This window comes from Lysobacter niastensis (assembly GCF_031457115.1).
GTDB lineage: Bacteria > Pseudomonadota > Gammaproteobacteria > Xanthomonadales > Xanthomonadaceae > Lysobacter_J > Lysobacter_J niastensis_A.
In genome coordinates, this window is the sequence record NZ_JAVDVY010000001.1 from 841,128 (window position 1) to 857,341 (window position 16,214).

Sequence of the window (16,214 nt, forward strand, 5' to 3'; positions counted from 1 at the left end):
CTGGGTCGCCTTCGTGCCGATCAAGGCGTGGTTGGACGGGTGAATGGGGTGCGAGCGGGGCTTGGAGCCCCTCAAGGACGGGCCAGGGCCGCCCTGTGTGAGGTAACTGACTGATTTATGGGGCTGGAGTTGCCCGGAAGCGGCCGCGCCAGTACAATCCCCGGTCCCTTAAAGCCTGTATGGACGGCCGCCCGGCCGCCAGGAGCCCCATGGCCCGCATCACCGTTGAAGATTGCCTGGAAGTGGTCAACAACCGCTTCGAACTCGTCATGATGGCCGCCAAGCGCGCCCGCCAGCTCGCCAACGGCGTCGAGCCGCAGCTGGACAACAGCGAGGCCAACGACAAGCCGACGGTGCTGGCGCTGCGTGAAATTGCTGCCCGCCAGATCAATCCGGACTACATCGACGCCGTCGAGAAGGCCGAGCGCGAGCGCAAGGAACGCGAAGCCCTGGAGTGGGCCGCCGCCGAGGTCGTGGCCGACGACGACATGTCAAAGGGCGACGACTGACGCGCAGTCGCACGTCATCTGATCGCATCATTTGATCGCATGAACGGCCCCGCTCAGCGGGGCCGTTTTGCGTTTGCGCGGCGGCTTTGTGGGTGGCCATCGGGTGATGGCCCGACGTGATGTTAAAAATGTGATGGTGGGCTCGTACTACCTGCATTGCGCGTCGCGCCATTGCACGCGTAGATTCCCGGTATGACCCCCGCTGCGTCAGCGCTGACCTTGCCCGCCATTCCCGCCTTCGACGAGGCGGAACTGCCGGACTACGTGCGCGACTTCGAGCGCACCGCCGATTACCTGCCCGAGCCCCAGCGCCAGTTGTTGCGTCGGGCCTGGGCTATCGGTGCGGCGGCGCATGCCGGCCAGACCCGCAAGTCCGGCGAGCCCTATATCACTCATCCGGTGGAAGTGGCCAAGGTCCTGGCCGAGCAGGGGCTGGACGTGGAGACGCTGGTCGCGGCGATCCTGCACGACACCATCGAGGACACGCCGCTGACCCGCGAGGCGCTGGCCAGCGAATTCGGCACCACGGTGTCGGAACTGGTCGACGGCGTCACCAAGCTGGACAAGCTGCAGTTCCGCGATCGCCAGGAGGCGACGGCGGAAAGCTTCCGCAAGATGTTGCTGGCGATGTCTCGCGACCTGCGCGTGATCCTGATCAAGCTCGCCGACCGCCTGCACAACATGCGCACGCTCGGCGCGCAGAGCATGGAGGCGCGCCATCGCATCGCCAATGAGACGTTGGATATCTACGCGCCCATCGCCCAGCGACTGGGCATGAACCTGATCAAGGCCGAGCTGCAGGACCTGGGCTTTCGCGCGCTGCATCCCTGGCGTCACGCGGTGATCTCCAAGCGCATCCGCACCCAACCGGTGGTGCGGCGCGAATCGCTGGTGCAGATCGAAGCGCACCTGGCGCAGCGGCTGGCCAAGGAAAAGCTGATGCACCGGCTGGTGAGCCGGGTGAAGTCGCCGTGGAGCATCTACACCAAGATGCGCAGCGAGCACAAAAGCTTCGCCCAGGTGATGGACGTGTTTGGCTTCCGCGTCGTCGTGCGCAACGTGCCGGACTGCTATCACGCGCTCGGCGTGGTGCACGCGGCCTACAAGCCGCTGGACTCGCGCTTCCGCGACTTCATCGCCATCCCCAAGGCCAACGGCTACCAGTCGCTGCACACGGTGTTGTTCGGGCCGTACGGCTCGCCGGTCGAAGTGCAGATCCGCACCGAGGAAATGGACCTGATCGCAGAGCGCGGCATCGCCGCGCACTGGTCGTACAAGCACGGCGGCGATGGTCCCAACAGCGCGCAGAGCCGCGCGCACAGCTGGATCGCGGGGCTGGTCGAATCGCAGCGCTCGACGGGCTCGTCGCTGGAATTCCTGGAGAACGTCAAGGTCGACCTGTTCCCGGACGAGGTCTACCTGTTCACGCCCAAGGGCGACATCATGGCGTTGCCGCGCAATTCCACTGCGCTGGACTTCGCCTATGCGGTGCACACCGACGTCGGCAACCGCGCGGTCGCCGCGCGCGTGGACAGCAAGCTGGTGCCGCTGCGCACCAAGCTGGCCAGCGGCCAACGCGTGGAGATCATCACCGCCAAGTCGTCGACGCCGAAGCCGCAATGGCTGGAGTTCGTCGTCTCTGGCAAAGCCCGCACCTCGATCCGCCAGCAGCTCAAGCAGCTCGAGCACGAAGACGCGGTGCAACTGGGCCACCGCATGATCGACCGCGCGCTGGAGGCGCAGGGCATCTCGCTCGACCGCATTCCACCGGTGCGGCTGGAGGCCTATCTCAACGAGTTCCGCTATCCCCGCCTGGAGGCCTTGCTGGCCGACATCGCGCTGGGCAACCGCATGCCGCAACAGGTGGCGCAGGCGTTGGCGCGCGAAGCGCCGGGCAAGCGCGGCTCGCGGCCTGCTGTACCTGCCGAGCCAATGTCGCAGGACAAGATCCTGATCACCGGCTCCGAGCGCGGCGTGATCAGCTTCGCCAACTGCTGCCTGCCGATCCCGGGCGACGAGATCATGGGCTACCACACCGCCGGCAAGGGCATCGTGGTGCACCGGCTGGATTGCCCCAACGTCGCCGATTACCGCAAATCGCCCGACCGGTGGGTACCGATCGGCTGGGACCGCGAGGTGGCCGGTGATTTCGCCGCGGCGCTGCGCATCGAGGTCGACAACCGGCCCGGCTCGCTGGCGCAGGTCGCCGCGGCCATCGCCGAGGCCGAATCCAACATCGATCGCGTCGAATACCTCGACCGCGACGCCAACGTGGCAGTGATGCGCTTCGCCATCGAGGTCAGTGGCCGCCGGCACCTGGCCGACGTGATGCGGCGGGTGCGCAGGCTCAACGTGGTGCTCGGCGTGCAGCGCATGTAGTCCATGGGCCGGTCCGTGACCGGCCGGCTTCGATAAACTGCGCTTCTTTGATTCCGGAGCGCGCCGCATGTCCCGCAAGATCATCCACACCGACAAGGCGCCGGCCGCGATCGGCCCGTACTCGCAGGCCGTGCGCGTCGGCGATACCGTCTACCTGTCCGGGCAGATCCCGCTCGATCCGGCCACCGGCCTGCTGATCGAAGGCGACATCTCGGCGCAGGCGCGACGCGCGTTCGACAACCTCAAGGCGGTGTGCGAAGCCGCGGGCGGATCGCTGTGCGATGTCGCCCGGCTCGGCCTCTACCTGACCGACCTGGACAACTTCGCCGCGGTCAACGCGGTGATGGGCGAATACTTCCAGGCGCCTTATCCGGCGCGTTCGACGATCGAGGTATCGGGGTTGCCGCGCGGCGCGGGCTTCGAGGTCGATGCGGTGATGGTGCTGGCGTAAGCCGCTGCAAGCGGCTTACGCCCCAAAGTTTGTTGCGCAAACTTTGGGCCCCGCGCCGTTGCTTCCACACCCCCGTTCGCACTACGTGCGAATCGCCCCCTCACTAAGGGGGCGACTGCGCCGCCTGCGGCGGCTTGCTTCGGTTCATGCCGCGCTTGCGGGAGAGGTGTTGGAGTGAGGGAAAGGGTTGGGCTGAGGAAGGGATGAGGGGCGGCGCTAGCCCTGCTACCGCATCTCCCGCGGCGCCACCCCCGTCCAGCGCTTGAACGCGCGACGGAACTCGCGGGCATCGCGAAATCCCACCGCCGCGCCGACGTGGGCGATGCTGAGGGTGTGGTCGGCGAGCAACGCGCGCGCTGACTCGGTGCGCACTCGGTCGTGCAGGGTGGTGAAGCTGGTCTGCGCGGCCTGCAACTGGCGACGCAGCGTGCGTTCGGTCAGGTGCAATTCTTCGGCGATATCGACCAGCCGGGGGTTTTCGGCCAGGCGCCTGCGCAGCAGCCGCTCCACTACCGCCACGATTTCGCTGCGCGATTCGCCGGCGGGCATCTGTTCGTCACACAGCGCCAGCACCTGTTGCGCGCTCAGGGTGTTGTGCGCCGGCATCGGCGCGCGCAGCCACGATGCATCGATCACGACCCGGTTGCGAGGGCTGCCGAAGCGGACCTCGCAATCGAAAAGCTCCGCGTAGTCGGCGCCGTAGGCGGGCTCGCGGTACGCCAACTCGACCTGTCGCGGGCGAAAGCCGGCGCCCAGCAAGCCGCGGCACAGCATCAGCGAGCTGGCGAACAGCTCCTCGCACAGGAACGGCTCCAGTTCCGCGTCCGCGCTTCGCATGCGGGCGATGAAGCCGACGCCGCCGGCGCCGTCATCGTCCAGGCCAAGCTCCATCATCGCCCCGGTGATCGGCGCGTAATGCACGCCCAGCTGCAATGCCTGCCCGAAGTCGGGCGCGGTCAGCATGGCCAGCCCGAGCAGGCCGAAATGGCCGATGTTCTGGCGCACGCCGAGCGTCAGGCCCGGGCCGCGGATGGGCAGGCTGCGCACGGCGCGACGAACGATCTGGCAGGCCTGGCGGTAGGACAGGTAGGCGGCGTTGTCGCCGCTGAACTCGGCTGGCCCCAGGCGCAGGCCGGCGAACCAGCCGTCGCAAGGCACGCCGGTTTCGGCCGCCATCGCCACCAGGCCCGCGATGATCCCGCTCTTGATGTTGGCGACGCCCAGTCGCGGGTCGTCGATGTCGAGATCTTGCATACGCGGCGGTAGGTTGTCCGGTTTCCCCCCCTGAGTATGCCGGCTTTGCCCTCCACGCACGCCGCCCGATAGTCACAGACTGAAGAGGGGGCCAGGGGACTGTCCGGCGCGACAACGCGTCCGGCGGCGACTGGCATGGGGCGGCGGATGGCCGCGCAGGACAGGATGGAGTTGGATGAAGCGGATCGTTATCGCCACGGCAATGACCGGTTGCATCGCGCTGGCCGCCTGCCAGCAGGCTGGGCAGGCCCCGGTGGCCGCCGACGCCCAGTACCAGAAGGTCCTGATCGAGCGCCTGCTCGACGCCAAGGCGGGCGATGTCATCGAGATCCCGGCCGGACGTTTCGCGTTTGATCGCAGCCTCACCTTGCGCGTGGACGGCGTGACCATCCGTGGCGCGGGCATGGACAAGACCATCCTGAGCTTCAAGGGACAGAAGACCGGTGCCGAAGGGCTGCTGGTCAATGCCGGCAATTTCACGCTTGAGAACCTGGCCATCGAGGACACCAAGGGCGATGGCCTGAAGGTCAACGAGGGCGAGAACATCACCATCCGCGGCGTGCGCGTGGAGTGGACGGGCGGCCCGAAGACCAGCAATGGCGCTTATGGCATCTATCCGGTGCAGACGACGAACGTGCTGATCGAGGACTCGGTGGCGATCGGCGCGTCCGATGCCGGCATCTACGTCGGCCAGTCGAAGACCGTCGTGGTGCGCCGCAACCGCGCCGAACGCAACGTGGCCGGCATCGAGATCGAGAACAGCATCGGCGCCGACGTGTACGAGAACACCGCCACCGACAATACCGGCGGCATCCTCGTGTTCAACATGCCCAACCTGCCGCAGCCGGGCCACACCACTCGCGTCTACCGCAACAAGGTCATCGCCAACAACACCGGCAACTTCGCCGCCAAGGGCGCGGCGGTGGCGAGCGTGCCGGCGGGCTCGGGCGTGGTGATCAACTCCAACGACCAGGTCGAGATCTTCGACAACGACATCGTCGACAACCAGACCGCCAACGTCATCGTCTCCAGCTATTACTCCACCGGCTACATGAACGAGCAGGGCGTCGCCAAGGCCTTCGATCCGTATCCGGAAGAGATCCACATACACGGCAACCGCTTCAAGGGCGGCGGCGACAAGCCCGACGGGCTCGACCTGAAGGCGTTGAAGGTAGCGATGTTCGGGTTGAACGGCCGCCTGCCGGACGTGCTGTGGGACGGCTACGTCAACGGCGCGCGCGCCGGCGGGCCGCAGGTATGCGTCGACAACGGCGCCGCGGCCACGCTCAACGCCGACGGACCCAACAAGTACAAGAATCCGCGCGTGGTGACCGAGGAAGTGCGCTGCACTTTGCCGGGCCTGCCGGTGGTGAACCTGCCCGGCAGCGACGCGGCGCCGTCCGCGAAGGTGGCACCGGCAGCATGAAGTTGAGGTGGATGATCGCCGCGGCCCTGCTGGCCGCGATGGCGTTGAGCGGATGCAAGCGTAGCCAGGCCCCGGTGCAGTTCCACGCGGACGGCCAGCCGGAGCGCCTGAGCGACTGGCACGTGCTGGCGGTCCAGGACGGGCGCCTGCGCCTCAATAAAGGCGTGGAGCCGTATGCGCTCAACACGGCCTTGTTCAGCGACTACGCTCACAAGCTGCGCACGCTGTGGCTGCCGCAGGGGAAGGTGGCGACGTACCGCGCGGACGCGGCGTTCGAGTTCCCGGTCGGCACGATCATCAGCAAGACGTTCTACTACCCGCGTGCCGGAGGCGGCGAGGATGCCGTGTTGCGCGTGGCCGAGCAGGTTGGCGAGAGCCGCGATGGGCTGGACCTGAGCCAGGTGCGGCTGATCGAAACGCGTCTGCTGGTCCGTCGTGAGCGCGGCTGGGTTGCCTTGCCTTACGTGTGGAATGCCGAGCAGACCGAAGCGACGCTCGCGCGCGCCGGCGACGCCGTGCCGTTGCGCATGCGCAAGCCCGACGGCAGTCCCGCGCAGCCCTTCACCTACATGGTGCCGGACGAGAACCAGTGCGCGAGTTGCCATGCCAGCAACAACACGACCCGTGAACTGCAACCGATCGGGCCCAAGGCACGCCACCTCAACCGCGACGATCCCTGGCATCCAGGCAAGAATCAGCTCGCGCGCATGGTCGAGCTCGGCCGCCTGCAGGGGTTGCCGGTGACCGGTGTGCCGCGCAACGCCCGATTCGACGATGCCTCCGCCAGCCTTGAGGATCGCGCCCGCGCATACCTGGACGTCAACTGCGGGCACTGCCACAACCCGAAGGGAGCGGCCGACACGTCCGGACTCTGGCTCGACACGGCCACCACCGAGCCGCGTCGACTCGGCCTGTGCAAGCCGCCGGTGGCCGCGGGGCAGGGCACCGGCGACCACCTGTTCGACATCGTCCCCGGACAGCCGGAGGCGTCGATCCTGGTCTACCGGATGGCCAGCCTGGATCCGGGCGCGATGATGCCTGAGCTCGGGCGCAACACGGTGCATGAAGAAGGTGTCGACCTGATCCGCGACTGGATCGCGGCGTGGCTGGGTGAATGCCGCAGCGAAGGGGCGGCGATCGCGCCTTCGAGCGGGATGCATTAGGGAACAAGCAGCACGTCATGCCGCGCGTGGGTGTTCCGCGTGCGGTCACAAAAACTAGAACGAAGTCATTGGGAGGGGAGTTCCGATGTCGCTACGCAAAAACCGGCTTGCGGCCTGCATGGGGCGAGCGTTGTTCGGCTGTGTGGTTTTCACCGCGGCCATGCCGCTGGCCATCGCGCAACAGGCGACCACGGCCGATACCGCGCCTGCCGCCACGCAGGTGACGGCCAAGCAGCTGGACACCATCACCGTCACCGCGCAGAGCCGTGAGCAGGAACTGCAGGACGTGCCGATCGCGCTACAGGTGGTTACCGAGCAGCTGCTCGATGACGTCACCGCGGAAAACCTCGGCGACATCGACAGCTTCGTGCCGGGCCTGGTGGTCAACAGCCAGCAGCCGACCCAGCCGGGCTTCCAGTTGCGCGGCATCAGCACCGACGACTTCGGCATCGGCACCGATCCTGCGGTCGGCGTCTACGTCGATGGCGTGTACGCCGGTCGTGGCGGCGGCGTGCTGCTGCCGTTCACCGACGTGGAGCGCATCGAGGTGCTGAAGGGCCCGCAGGGCACGCTGTTCGGCCGCAACACCGCCGCCGGCGCGATCTCGATCATCACCCACCGCCCCGGCAGCGAGGACGCGGCGCGCGCCAAGCTGCGCCTGGGCAACGACAACAAGCAGTATTTCGAAGGCATGGCGAACATCGCCGTCGGCGAAGACTCGGCCTTCCGCCTCAATGGCATCTACAACAAGAGCGATGGCTGGATCCAGGATGCCGTCACCGGACAGGACCTGGCGCCCGAGGACAACTGGGCCACGCGTGCCGCCTTCCAGACGCGCTTCGGCGACAACACCCGCGCCTGGATCAGCTGGGACCACGAGGAACTCGACCAGCTCGGCCAGGCCACCACCGGCATCGCACCGATCCCGCCGCTGCCGGCGTTGCCGCTGGCGCCCGCCGATCCGGCTTCGTTGCGCAATCCGCTCGACGTGCCGACCGCGATCGATGCGGTGGGCAATGCCGAGACCCGCGATTTCGATGGCGTGACCCTGATCGTCGACCACAACTTCGGCTGGGGCAGCCTGACCTCGACGACCGCGTGGCACGACTACGACTCGCTCAACCGCGTTGAAGAGGACGGCACCAACCTCAGCTACCTCTACGTCGATTCGACCAACACCGAGAGCAACGAGAACTTCTACCAGGAGTTCAAGTTCACCGGCAGCAGCGAGCGCCTGGACTGGGTGGCCGGCGTCAGCTACTTCCAGGAGGACGCCGACCAGACCAGTGAGGTCAACGCGCTCACCGACTCGGTCGATACCATCGCCAACAACCTGGGCCTCGCGCCGGGCGGACTGTATGGGCCGCTCACCGACGTGGCCAACATGTTCGGCATCCCGGTCAATCTGCGCGGCCTGCCGTGGAACGAGAAGTTCGTCAACACGCTGGAAACCAAGGCCTACGCCGCGTTCGGCGACGTGATCTGGCACGTCAACGACAAGCTCAACCTGACCGTGGGCCTGCGCTACACCCGCGACGAGAAGGACTTCACCTGGTTCAACGACCTGCGCAGCGCGCCGGAGCTCGACGCGCAGCTCGACCTGCTCGAATCGCTGGGCTTCTTCGACGCGATCGGCGTGCCCAAGGACCAGTTCGTGTTCGACATCGCCTTCATCGATCCGCCGGCGGTGATGAACAAGGGCACGCTCACCCGCGACAGCCAGTCGTGGGATGACTGGAGCCCGCGCTTCGTCGCTGACTACCACTTCCAGGACAACCTGATGGGCTTCGCCTCGCTGGCCAAGGGTTACAAGGCCGGTGGTTTCAACGCGCTGCAGATCGGCAGCGAGTTCGACAACGAGGACGTGTGGAACTTCGAGACCGGCATCAAGCACTCGCTGCCGGACTATCGCCTGAGCTACGGCGCCTCGGCGTTCTACTACGTCTACGACAACCGGCAGGCGGTCACGCTGGACATGAGCACGGATATCCCGCGCTTCGTGGTCGACACCTCCGACCAGGAAGCCTGGGGCGTGGATTTCGACGTCCGTTGGCAGGCGACCGATGGCCTGGGCTTCGACTTCAATGCCGAGTACCTGGATTCGACCTACAAGAACTACAGCAACCCGCAGGGCATCGACCTGAGCGGTCAGGCGACCGGTTCGCCGTACTGGTCGCTCGCGGCCGGTGTGAACTACGTCTGGCGCCTGGCCAACAGCAGCGACGTGCGCTTCGCGCTGCGGCATTCCTATATCGGTGAGTGCCGCCGCAACAGCGAATCGGACGTCCAGTTGAGCTGCGGAGTCAATCCGGCGCTCGACGTGGGTGAGGCGCAGAACCTGACCGACGCCCGCATTGCCTGGACTTCGCCCACCGGCCGCTGGGGCTGGGCGTTGTACGGCAACAACCTGTTCGACAACCAGTACGTGAATTCGCTGGGCACCTACGGCATGACCGTGCTCGGCACGGTGGGTGCGCGCGTGACCCAGCCGCAGACCTACGGCGTGGAGGTCAGCGTGCAGTTCTGATGCGTGTGGCCTGCGCGTGCCGCATGCGGCTCGCGCGGGCCTTTCCGACGGAAGGCTTACACTTTCCCGACCCCGGCGAGGTACGCGCCGGGGTTTTTTTTTGGTCGCCGATCCCGGCATGCTGTAGCGATGCCGACGCGCAAGGACGGGGCCACCGTCGATCTCCAGCCGCTGCCGATCACCACCTTGCCGGGGGTGGGCCCGCGCGTGGCCGAGAAGCTGGCCGCGCGCGGCCTGCTGACCCTGCAGGACCTGTGGCTGCAACTGCCCAGGCAATACGAGGACCGCACCGCGATCACGCCGATCCGGCTGTTGCAGCCCGGCGTGGCCGCGCAACTGGAGGGGCGCGTGGAGGCGGTCGAGCGCGGCTTCCGTTACCGCCCGATGCTGCGCGTGGCGATCGGCGACGATTCGCATGGCACGCTGGTGCTGCGCTTCTTCCACTTCCGCGCGGCCCAGGTCGCGCAGTTCCGACCGGGAGTGCGCGTGCGCTGCTACGGCACGCCGCGACCGGGCCAGCATGGCCTGGAGATCGTGCATCCCAGCTATCGCGTGCTCGACGACGAGGCCGATGCGGCGTTGGGCGAAAGCCTGGATCCGGTCTATCCGGCGATCGAGGGCATCGGTCCGGCGTCGCTGCGACGCCTGATCGGCCTTGCATTGGACCGCCTGCCCGACGAGCAGGCGCTGGAGCTGCTGCCGCGCGAGTTGCGCGATGGCTTCCGCCTGCCGTCGTTGCGCGAGGCGCTGCTCACCGTGCACCGGCCGGCGCAGGACGCCGACGTCGCCGCGCTGCTGGCAGGACGCCATCCTGCGCAGCGGCGGCTTGCGCTGGAGGAATTGCTGGCGCACCACCTGAGCCTGCGTCGCCAGCGCATCGCCCAGCAGGCGCACGCCGCGCCCGTGCTCGAAAAGGCGAAGCTGGCCGAGCGCCTGCGCAAGGCCCTGCCGTTCGCACTGACCGGGGCGCAGCAGCGCGTATTCGCGCAGATCCGTGCCGATCTCGCCAAGCCGCACCCGATGCTGCGCCTCGTGCAGGGCGATGTCGGCAGCGGCAAGACCGTGGTCGCGGCGATGTCGGCGATGCTGGCAGTCGAAGCCGGCAAGCAGGCTGCGCTGATGGCGCCGACCGAACTGCTGGCCGAGCAGCACCTCAATAACCTGCGCGGCTGGCTGGAGCCGCTCGGTGTGCGCGTGGCCTGGCTGGCCGGCAAGGTCACCGGCAAGGCGCGTGCGAAGGTTCTGGAGGAGGTCGCCTCCGGGCAGGCGCAGGTCGTGGTGGGCACGCATGCGCTGATGCAGGAAGGCGTGGCCTTCCACGATCTGGCGCTGGCCATCGTCGACGAGCAACACCGCTTCGGCGTGCACCAGCGCCTGGCGCTGCGCGACAAGGGCACCGGCGGCACCGGCAACGGTGATGCTCTTGTTCCCCACCAGCTGGTGATGACCGCCACGCCCATCCCGCGCACGCTGGCGATGGCGGCCTACGCCGACCTCGACGTGTCGGCCATCGACGAGTTGCCGCCCGGCCGTACTCCCGTGCAGACCGTGGCGCTCAGCGCCGAACGTCGCCCCGAACTGGTCGAGCGCATCCGCAAGGCCTGCGCCGAAGGCCGGCAGGCGTACTGGGTCTGCACGCTGATCGACGACAGCGACGAGGTCATCGCGCAGGCCGCACAGAGCACGTTCGAGGATCTGTCCAAGCGCCTGCCGGAATTGCGGGTCGGGCTGGTCCACGGACGCATGAAGGCCGCCGACAAGCAGGCGACCATGCGCGCCTTCAAGGACGGCGACATCGACCTGCTGGTCGCCACCACTGTCATCGAGGTCGGCGTCGATGTTCCCAATGCCTCGCTGATGATCATCGAAAACGCCGAGCGGCTCGGCCTGGCGCAGCTGCACCAGCTGCGCGGGCGCGTCGGGCGTGGCACCGCCGCGTCCAGTTGCGTGCTGTTGTACCAGCCGCCTTTGTCGCAGATGGCGCGGCAGCGCCTGGAGACCATGCGCGAGACCAACGACGGTTTCCTCATCGCCGAGAAGGATCTGGAGCTGCGTGGACCGGGCGAACTGCTCGGTACCCGCCAGACCGGCCTGGCCAGCTTCCGCGTCGCCGACCTGGCCCGGGATGCCGATCTGCTGCCGCAGGTCCAGCGCATCGGCGAACAATTGCTGGAGCGCTCGCCGGAACTCGGCGAGCGCATCGTCGCGCGCTGGGTCGGCAGCGCGACGCGCTACGCCTCGGCCTGATCATGCGCGGCGGTGCCCGGTTTCCGATCGGAAAAGAGCGGCCTGTAGCCGATAATCAAGCCGGTGTGATGGTCGCGCCCCATCCTCGTGCAAAATGTGGGTGATGGCGGATCCGTAATCGGCCGCTTGCATGCGGACTCGTATGGTCGTCGAGTCGCAGCTTCACGCCGGGCTTGGGCATCATGCGCAGTCCGCTCTCCCCCCAAGCCTTCCCCGCACCGTGATGCCAGAATCGATTCCCTCCGCCAGCCTGCGTCCCGGGCAGCCTTTCATCGCCGCCGATGTCGGTGGCACTTATGCGCGCCTGGGATTGGTGCAGATGGGCGAGGACGGCAAGGTGGCCGTGCTCGAATACCGCCGCTATGCCTGTGCTGCGCACCCGAGCCTGGCAGCGATCCTGCGCGCGTTCGCCGATGCCGTGCCGGTCGATGTGGATTCGGTGCGGGCCGAGCACGCGGTGGTGGCGATCGCCGGGCGCCTGGAGGGCGACACGCTGATCAACAGCAATCTTCCGTGGCCGGTGTCGTTGTCGCAGACCCGGCGCGATGCGGACATCGCCCATCTGGGCCTGCTCAACGATTTCGAGGCGGTCGCCTGCGCGATGCCGCACATCGATCCGGTCGCGATGACGCGCGTGTGCGGTCCGGACCGGCCCAGCGCCGGACCTGCGCTGGTGCTGGGGCCGGGAACCGGTTTTGGCGCGTCGCTTTGCCTGCCCAGCACATTCCAGCCCGGGTCGCCGCCGCGCGTGCTGGCCAGCGAAGCCGGGCATGCCTCGCTTGCCGCGGGCAACGAGCGCGAGCTCGACCTGGTCCGGCAGCTGCTCAAGCGCTGGTCGCACGTGGACAACGAGCGCGTGCTGTCCGGACCCGGGCTGATCAACACGTATCGGGCGTTGTGCGAGATCGACGGGCGCGTTCCCGAATTGGATTCGCCGGTCATGATCACTGCGGCCGCCTCCGAGCGCACCGATGCGCATGCCGTCGAGGCGGTGACGATGTTCTGCGCACTGCTGGGCAGTCTTGCCGGCGACCTGGCCGTCACCTTCGGCGCCGATTCGATCTACCTGGCAGGCGGCATTCCCGCGCAGATCGGCGATCTGCTGCTGGAGAGCGAATTCGCCGCGCGGTTCCTCAACAAGGGCGTGCTGGGCGAGGTGCTCGCCAAGGTGCCGGTGTGGCTGGTCGATCACGGCCAGTTGGGCCTGATCGGCGCGGCCGCGTGGTATTTCGAGCGGCAGGCCGAGTACTGATCGCACGTCACCCGCCCTGATTGCGCGAGTCCTGATCGCCGGAGTCCTGACCATGAGCAGCCGTCGCCAGTTCCTGCAGACCTCGTTAATGGCCGCTGGCGCGCTGGCGCTGCCGGGAGGACAGGTCGACGCGTCGAAGCCCGCCAACGCAATCGCACGCGTGGTGTCGACCTGGGATTTCGGCGTCGGCGCCAACCGTGTCGCATGGGGCGTGCTCGCGCGTGGAGGCAGCGCGCTGGACGCGGTGGAGGCCGGCGCGCGCTGGGCCGAATCCGACCTGTGCAATGCCACCGTGGGCCGCTGCGGTAATCCCGACCGCGACGGCGTGCTCACGCTCGACGCCAGCATCATGGATGGCGACGGCCGCTGCGGTGCCGTGGCCGCGTTGGAGGACATCGTGCATCCGGTCTCGGTGGCTCGGGCGGTGATGGAAAAGACGCCTCACGTGATGCTGGTCGGGCAGGGCGCGCAGCAGTTCGCCGTGGCCCAGGGTTTCGAGAAGACGCCGCTGCTGACCGACACGGCGCGCCAGGCATGGCGGGAGTGGCAGAAGACCTCGCAATACACGCCGCAGATCAATGCAGAACGCCGGCAGCGACCGGGCGATGCCAGCAACCACGACACACTCGGCATCCTTGCGCTGGATGCGGGTGGCCACCTGGCCGGTGCCTGCACCACCAGCGGCATGGCCTGGAAGATGCATGGCCGCGTCGGCGACAGTCCGATCATTGGCGCTGGACTCTACGTCGACAACGACGTCGGTGCCGCTACGGCCTCGGGTGTGGGCGAGGAGATGGTGCGCAACGCCGCCAGCTTTCTCGTCGTCGAATTGATGCGCCAGGGGCGCTCGCCGGCGCAGGCATGCCGCGAGGCGATCGAGCGCGTGGTGCGCAAGCGTCCGGAGGCGAGCAAACGGCTGCAGGTGTGCTTCCTGGCGATGAACCGGCAGGGCGAGGTCGGTGCGTTCGCCCTGCACAAGGGTTTCGTCTACGCCATGCACGATGGCGGCCCGGGTCCGCACGACCGCCTGCACGATTCGTCCTCGGTGTACGCCTCGGAACAGACATGAGCGCGCCGCTGCTCGAGATAGCCGCCAACTCGCTGGCCTCGGCGCTGGCGGCGCAGGACGGCGGCGCCGACCGGGTCGAGTTGTGCGAGAACCTCGGCGAGGGCGGTTGCACGCCGTCCTACGGCACCCTCGCGCGCACCCGCGACTGCGTGCGCATCCCGCTGTACGTGCTGATACGCCCGCGTCCCGGCGATTTCTATTACGACGAATTCGAGCGCGACGTGATGCTGCGCGACATCGAAGCCTGCGCGCGGTTGGGGTGCGATGGTGTGGTGATCGGCGCGCTCGATGCCGACGGCCATGTCGACACGGCCACCTGCCGTGAACTCATTGTGGCGGCGGGATTCATGGGGCTCACCTTCCACCGCGCGATCGATGTCGCGCGCGATCCCGCCCAGGCGCTGGAGGCGGCGATCGCACTGGGTTGCCATCGGGTGCTGACCTCGGGAGCCAGCACCACCGCGCTGGAAGGCGCCGATGCCATCGCAGCACTGGTGCAGCAGGCCGAGCATCGGATCCGGGTGATGGCGGGCGCGGGTATCAACGCGGGGAACCTGCGCGAAGTGGCCGGGCGCAGCCAGGCCGATGAGTTTCACGCCTCGGCGAAGGCGCTGCGGGTGTCGGCGATGCGTCACCGCAATGGCCTGCTGGCGGGTCTGGATCCGGATTGGCAACAGAGCGATCGGGAGATCGTCCGGACGCTGCGCCGCACATTGGATGCCGTGATTCGAAGCGACAGGCCCGCTGCCCCTTAGCATCCAGGGCCAAGGCCTGCTCTGCTGCGCCGCAGAATGCTTCCGCCGGTCGGATGTGTTTAATTTAGATCGATCTAAGGCGGCACGTTTTTAGGCATCGAGCAATTCAAGGATCCGGGGTCCAGAGCATCCGATGACAACGGCCAGGAAACCGCGCGCCCACCGCCAGGCCGTCACCGTCACCGATATCGCCAAGGGCTGCGGCGTATCGCGTGCGACCGTGTCGCTGGTGTTGCGCGGCAGCCCGCTGGTGCATGCCGACACGCGCGCGCGGGTGGAGGCCGAGCTCAAGCGCCAGCGCTACGTCTACAACCGTGCGGCGGCGAACCTGCGGCGGCGGACGTCATCGTCGATAGCGCTGGTGATCAACGACCTGTCCAACCCGTTCTTCGCCGAGTTCGCGGCGGGGGTCGACGAGGCATTGGGCGGCGAAGGCTATGTCACGCTGCTTGGCAGCACCGGGGAATCGCCCGAGCGCCAGCAGGCGGTTCTCGGCTCGCTGGTCGAGCACGCCCCTGCGGGCATGATCCTCTCGCCGGCCGAGCATAGCGACGGGCTGGCGTTGCGCCGGCAAGTAGGCGCCGGCGTGCCGGTGCTGGTATTCAACCGCGAGTTGAGCGGCGCCGATTGGGACTTCCTCGCCTTGGACAACCAGCGCGGCGCGCGCCTGGCCACCGAGCATCTGCTGTCGCTCGGACATCGCCGCATCGCCTTCTTTGGCGGACACGCCGACTCGAGTTCGTGCCAGCAGCGACGCGCGGGCCATGCCGAGGCGATGCGCGCGGCCGGCCTGGAGGCGGATCCCGACTGGCTGGTGGAGTGCAGCCCCACGCGCGCTGAAGCCGCTGGAAGGACTGGCGAGTTGTTCGAGCGTGCTCCGGGCGCGACCGCGGCGGTCTGCTACAACGACAACGTCGCGCTGGGGTTGATGCTCGGACTGGGCGCGCGCGGTGTGCGGCCCGGTGCGGAGTTCGCGCTGACCGGTTTCGACGACATCACCGAGGCCGCCCTGTCGACACCACCGCTCACCACGCTGGCCGTGCAACCACGCGAGTGCGGGCGCCATGCCGCGCAATTGCTGCTCGATCGCGTGCGAGAGCCCGATGCGCCGGTGAAGCGCGTGGTCGCGCCGGTGCGCCTGGTAGTGCGTGGCAGCAGTGGAGCCCAGGTCCCGTGAGCCAA

Annotated in this window: 12 protein-coding genes; 11 read left to right on the forward strand and 1 reads right to left on the reverse strand. The window is 67.7% G+C overall.

Going from position 1 to position 16,214, the window contains the following annotated elements; translation table 11 throughout:
- The first annotated feature begins 209 nt into the window (after positions 1-209).
- The 3 genes from rpoZ to J2X06_RS03880 all read left to right on the forward strand — a co-directional run bounded on the left by rpoZ (position 210) and on the right by J2X06_RS03880 (position 3,339).
- Positions 210-509, forward strand: coding sequence for a DNA-directed RNA polymerase subunit omega (gene rpoZ, locus J2X06_RS03870; protein WP_310058497.1), 300 nt, complete (start codon positions 210-212; stop codon positions 507-509).
- Between the two features lie 192 nt (positions 510-701).
- Entirely contained in the window at positions 702-2,888 is a 2,187-nt protein-coding gene (locus tag J2X06_RS03875; protein ID WP_310058500.1) for a RelA/SpoT family protein, read from the forward strand.
- Positions 2,889-2,955: 67 nt separating this feature from the next.
- Positions 2,956-3,339 (forward strand): RidA family protein, encoded by a 384-nt coding sequence (locus J2X06_RS03880; RefSeq protein WP_310058503.1) that lies wholly within the window; start codon positions 2,956-2,958, stop codon positions 3,337-3,339.
- Positions 3,340-3,564: 225 nt separating this feature from the next.
- Here the strand turns inward: J2X06_RS03880 and J2X06_RS03885 are convergent, their stop codons facing one another.
- Positions 3,565-4,593, reverse strand: a complete 1,029-nt coding sequence (locus tag J2X06_RS03885) for an AraC family transcriptional regulator (RefSeq protein WP_310058506.1) — start codon at positions 4,591-4,593, stop codon at positions 3,565-3,567.
- Between the two features lie 175 nt (positions 4,594-4,768).
- Between J2X06_RS03885 and J2X06_RS03890 the strand changes: the two genes are divergently transcribed.
- The 8 genes from J2X06_RS03890 (at position 4,769) to J2X06_RS03925 (ending at position 16,209) form a co-directional block, all read left to right on the forward strand.
- On the forward strand, positions 4,769-6,019 hold the full coding sequence (locus tag J2X06_RS03890) for a parallel beta-helix domain-containing protein (protein ID WP_310058509.1): 1,251 nt from the start codon (positions 4,769-4,771) through the stop codon (positions 6,017-6,019).
- The gene (locus tag J2X06_RS03895; RefSeq protein WP_310058511.1) at positions 6,016-7,182 is read left to right on the forward strand and encodes an SO2930 family diheme c-type cytochrome; all 1,167 of its coding nucleotides are present in this window, start codon (positions 6,016-6,018) and stop codon (positions 7,180-7,182) included. The genes J2X06_RS03890 and J2X06_RS03895 overlap by 4 nt, the downstream gene beginning before the upstream one ends.
- Before the next feature lie 85 nt (positions 7,183-7,267).
- Positions 7,268-9,709 (forward strand): TonB-dependent receptor, encoded by a 2,442-nt coding sequence (locus J2X06_RS03900; protein WP_310058514.1) that lies wholly within the window; start codon positions 7,268-7,270, stop codon positions 9,707-9,709.
- A 129-nt stretch (positions 9,710-9,838) separates the two neighbouring features.
- Complete coding sequence (recG, locus tag J2X06_RS03905) at positions 9,839-11,956, forward strand: ATP-dependent DNA helicase RecG (protein WP_310058517.1); 2,118 nt, start codon at positions 9,839-9,841, stop codon at positions 11,954-11,956.
- Between the two features lie 223 nt (positions 11,957-12,179).
- Positions 12,180-13,208, forward strand: a complete 1,029-nt coding sequence (locus J2X06_RS03910) for a glucokinase (RefSeq protein WP_310058520.1) — start codon at positions 12,180-12,182, stop codon at positions 13,206-13,208.
- 52 nt (positions 13,209-13,260) lie between these two features.
- Positions 13,261-14,277: a N(4)-(beta-N-acetylglucosaminyl)-L-asparaginase gene (locus tag J2X06_RS03915; protein ID WP_310058523.1), complete on the forward strand. Its 1,017-nt coding sequence runs from the start codon at positions 13,261-13,263 to the stop codon at positions 14,275-14,277.
- A complete protein-coding gene (locus tag J2X06_RS03920) occupies positions 14,274-15,032 on the forward strand; it encodes a copper homeostasis protein CutC (RefSeq protein WP_310058527.1) in 759 nt (252 codons plus the stop codon). Before J2X06_RS03915 ends, J2X06_RS03920 begins: the two co-directional genes overlap by 4 nt.
- 133 nt (positions 15,033-15,165) lie before the next feature.
- A complete protein-coding gene (locus J2X06_RS03925; RefSeq protein WP_310058530.1) occupies positions 15,166-16,209 on the forward strand; it encodes a LacI family DNA-binding transcriptional regulator in 1,044 nt (347 codons plus the stop codon).
- Positions 16,210-16,214 lie beyond the last annotated feature (5 nt).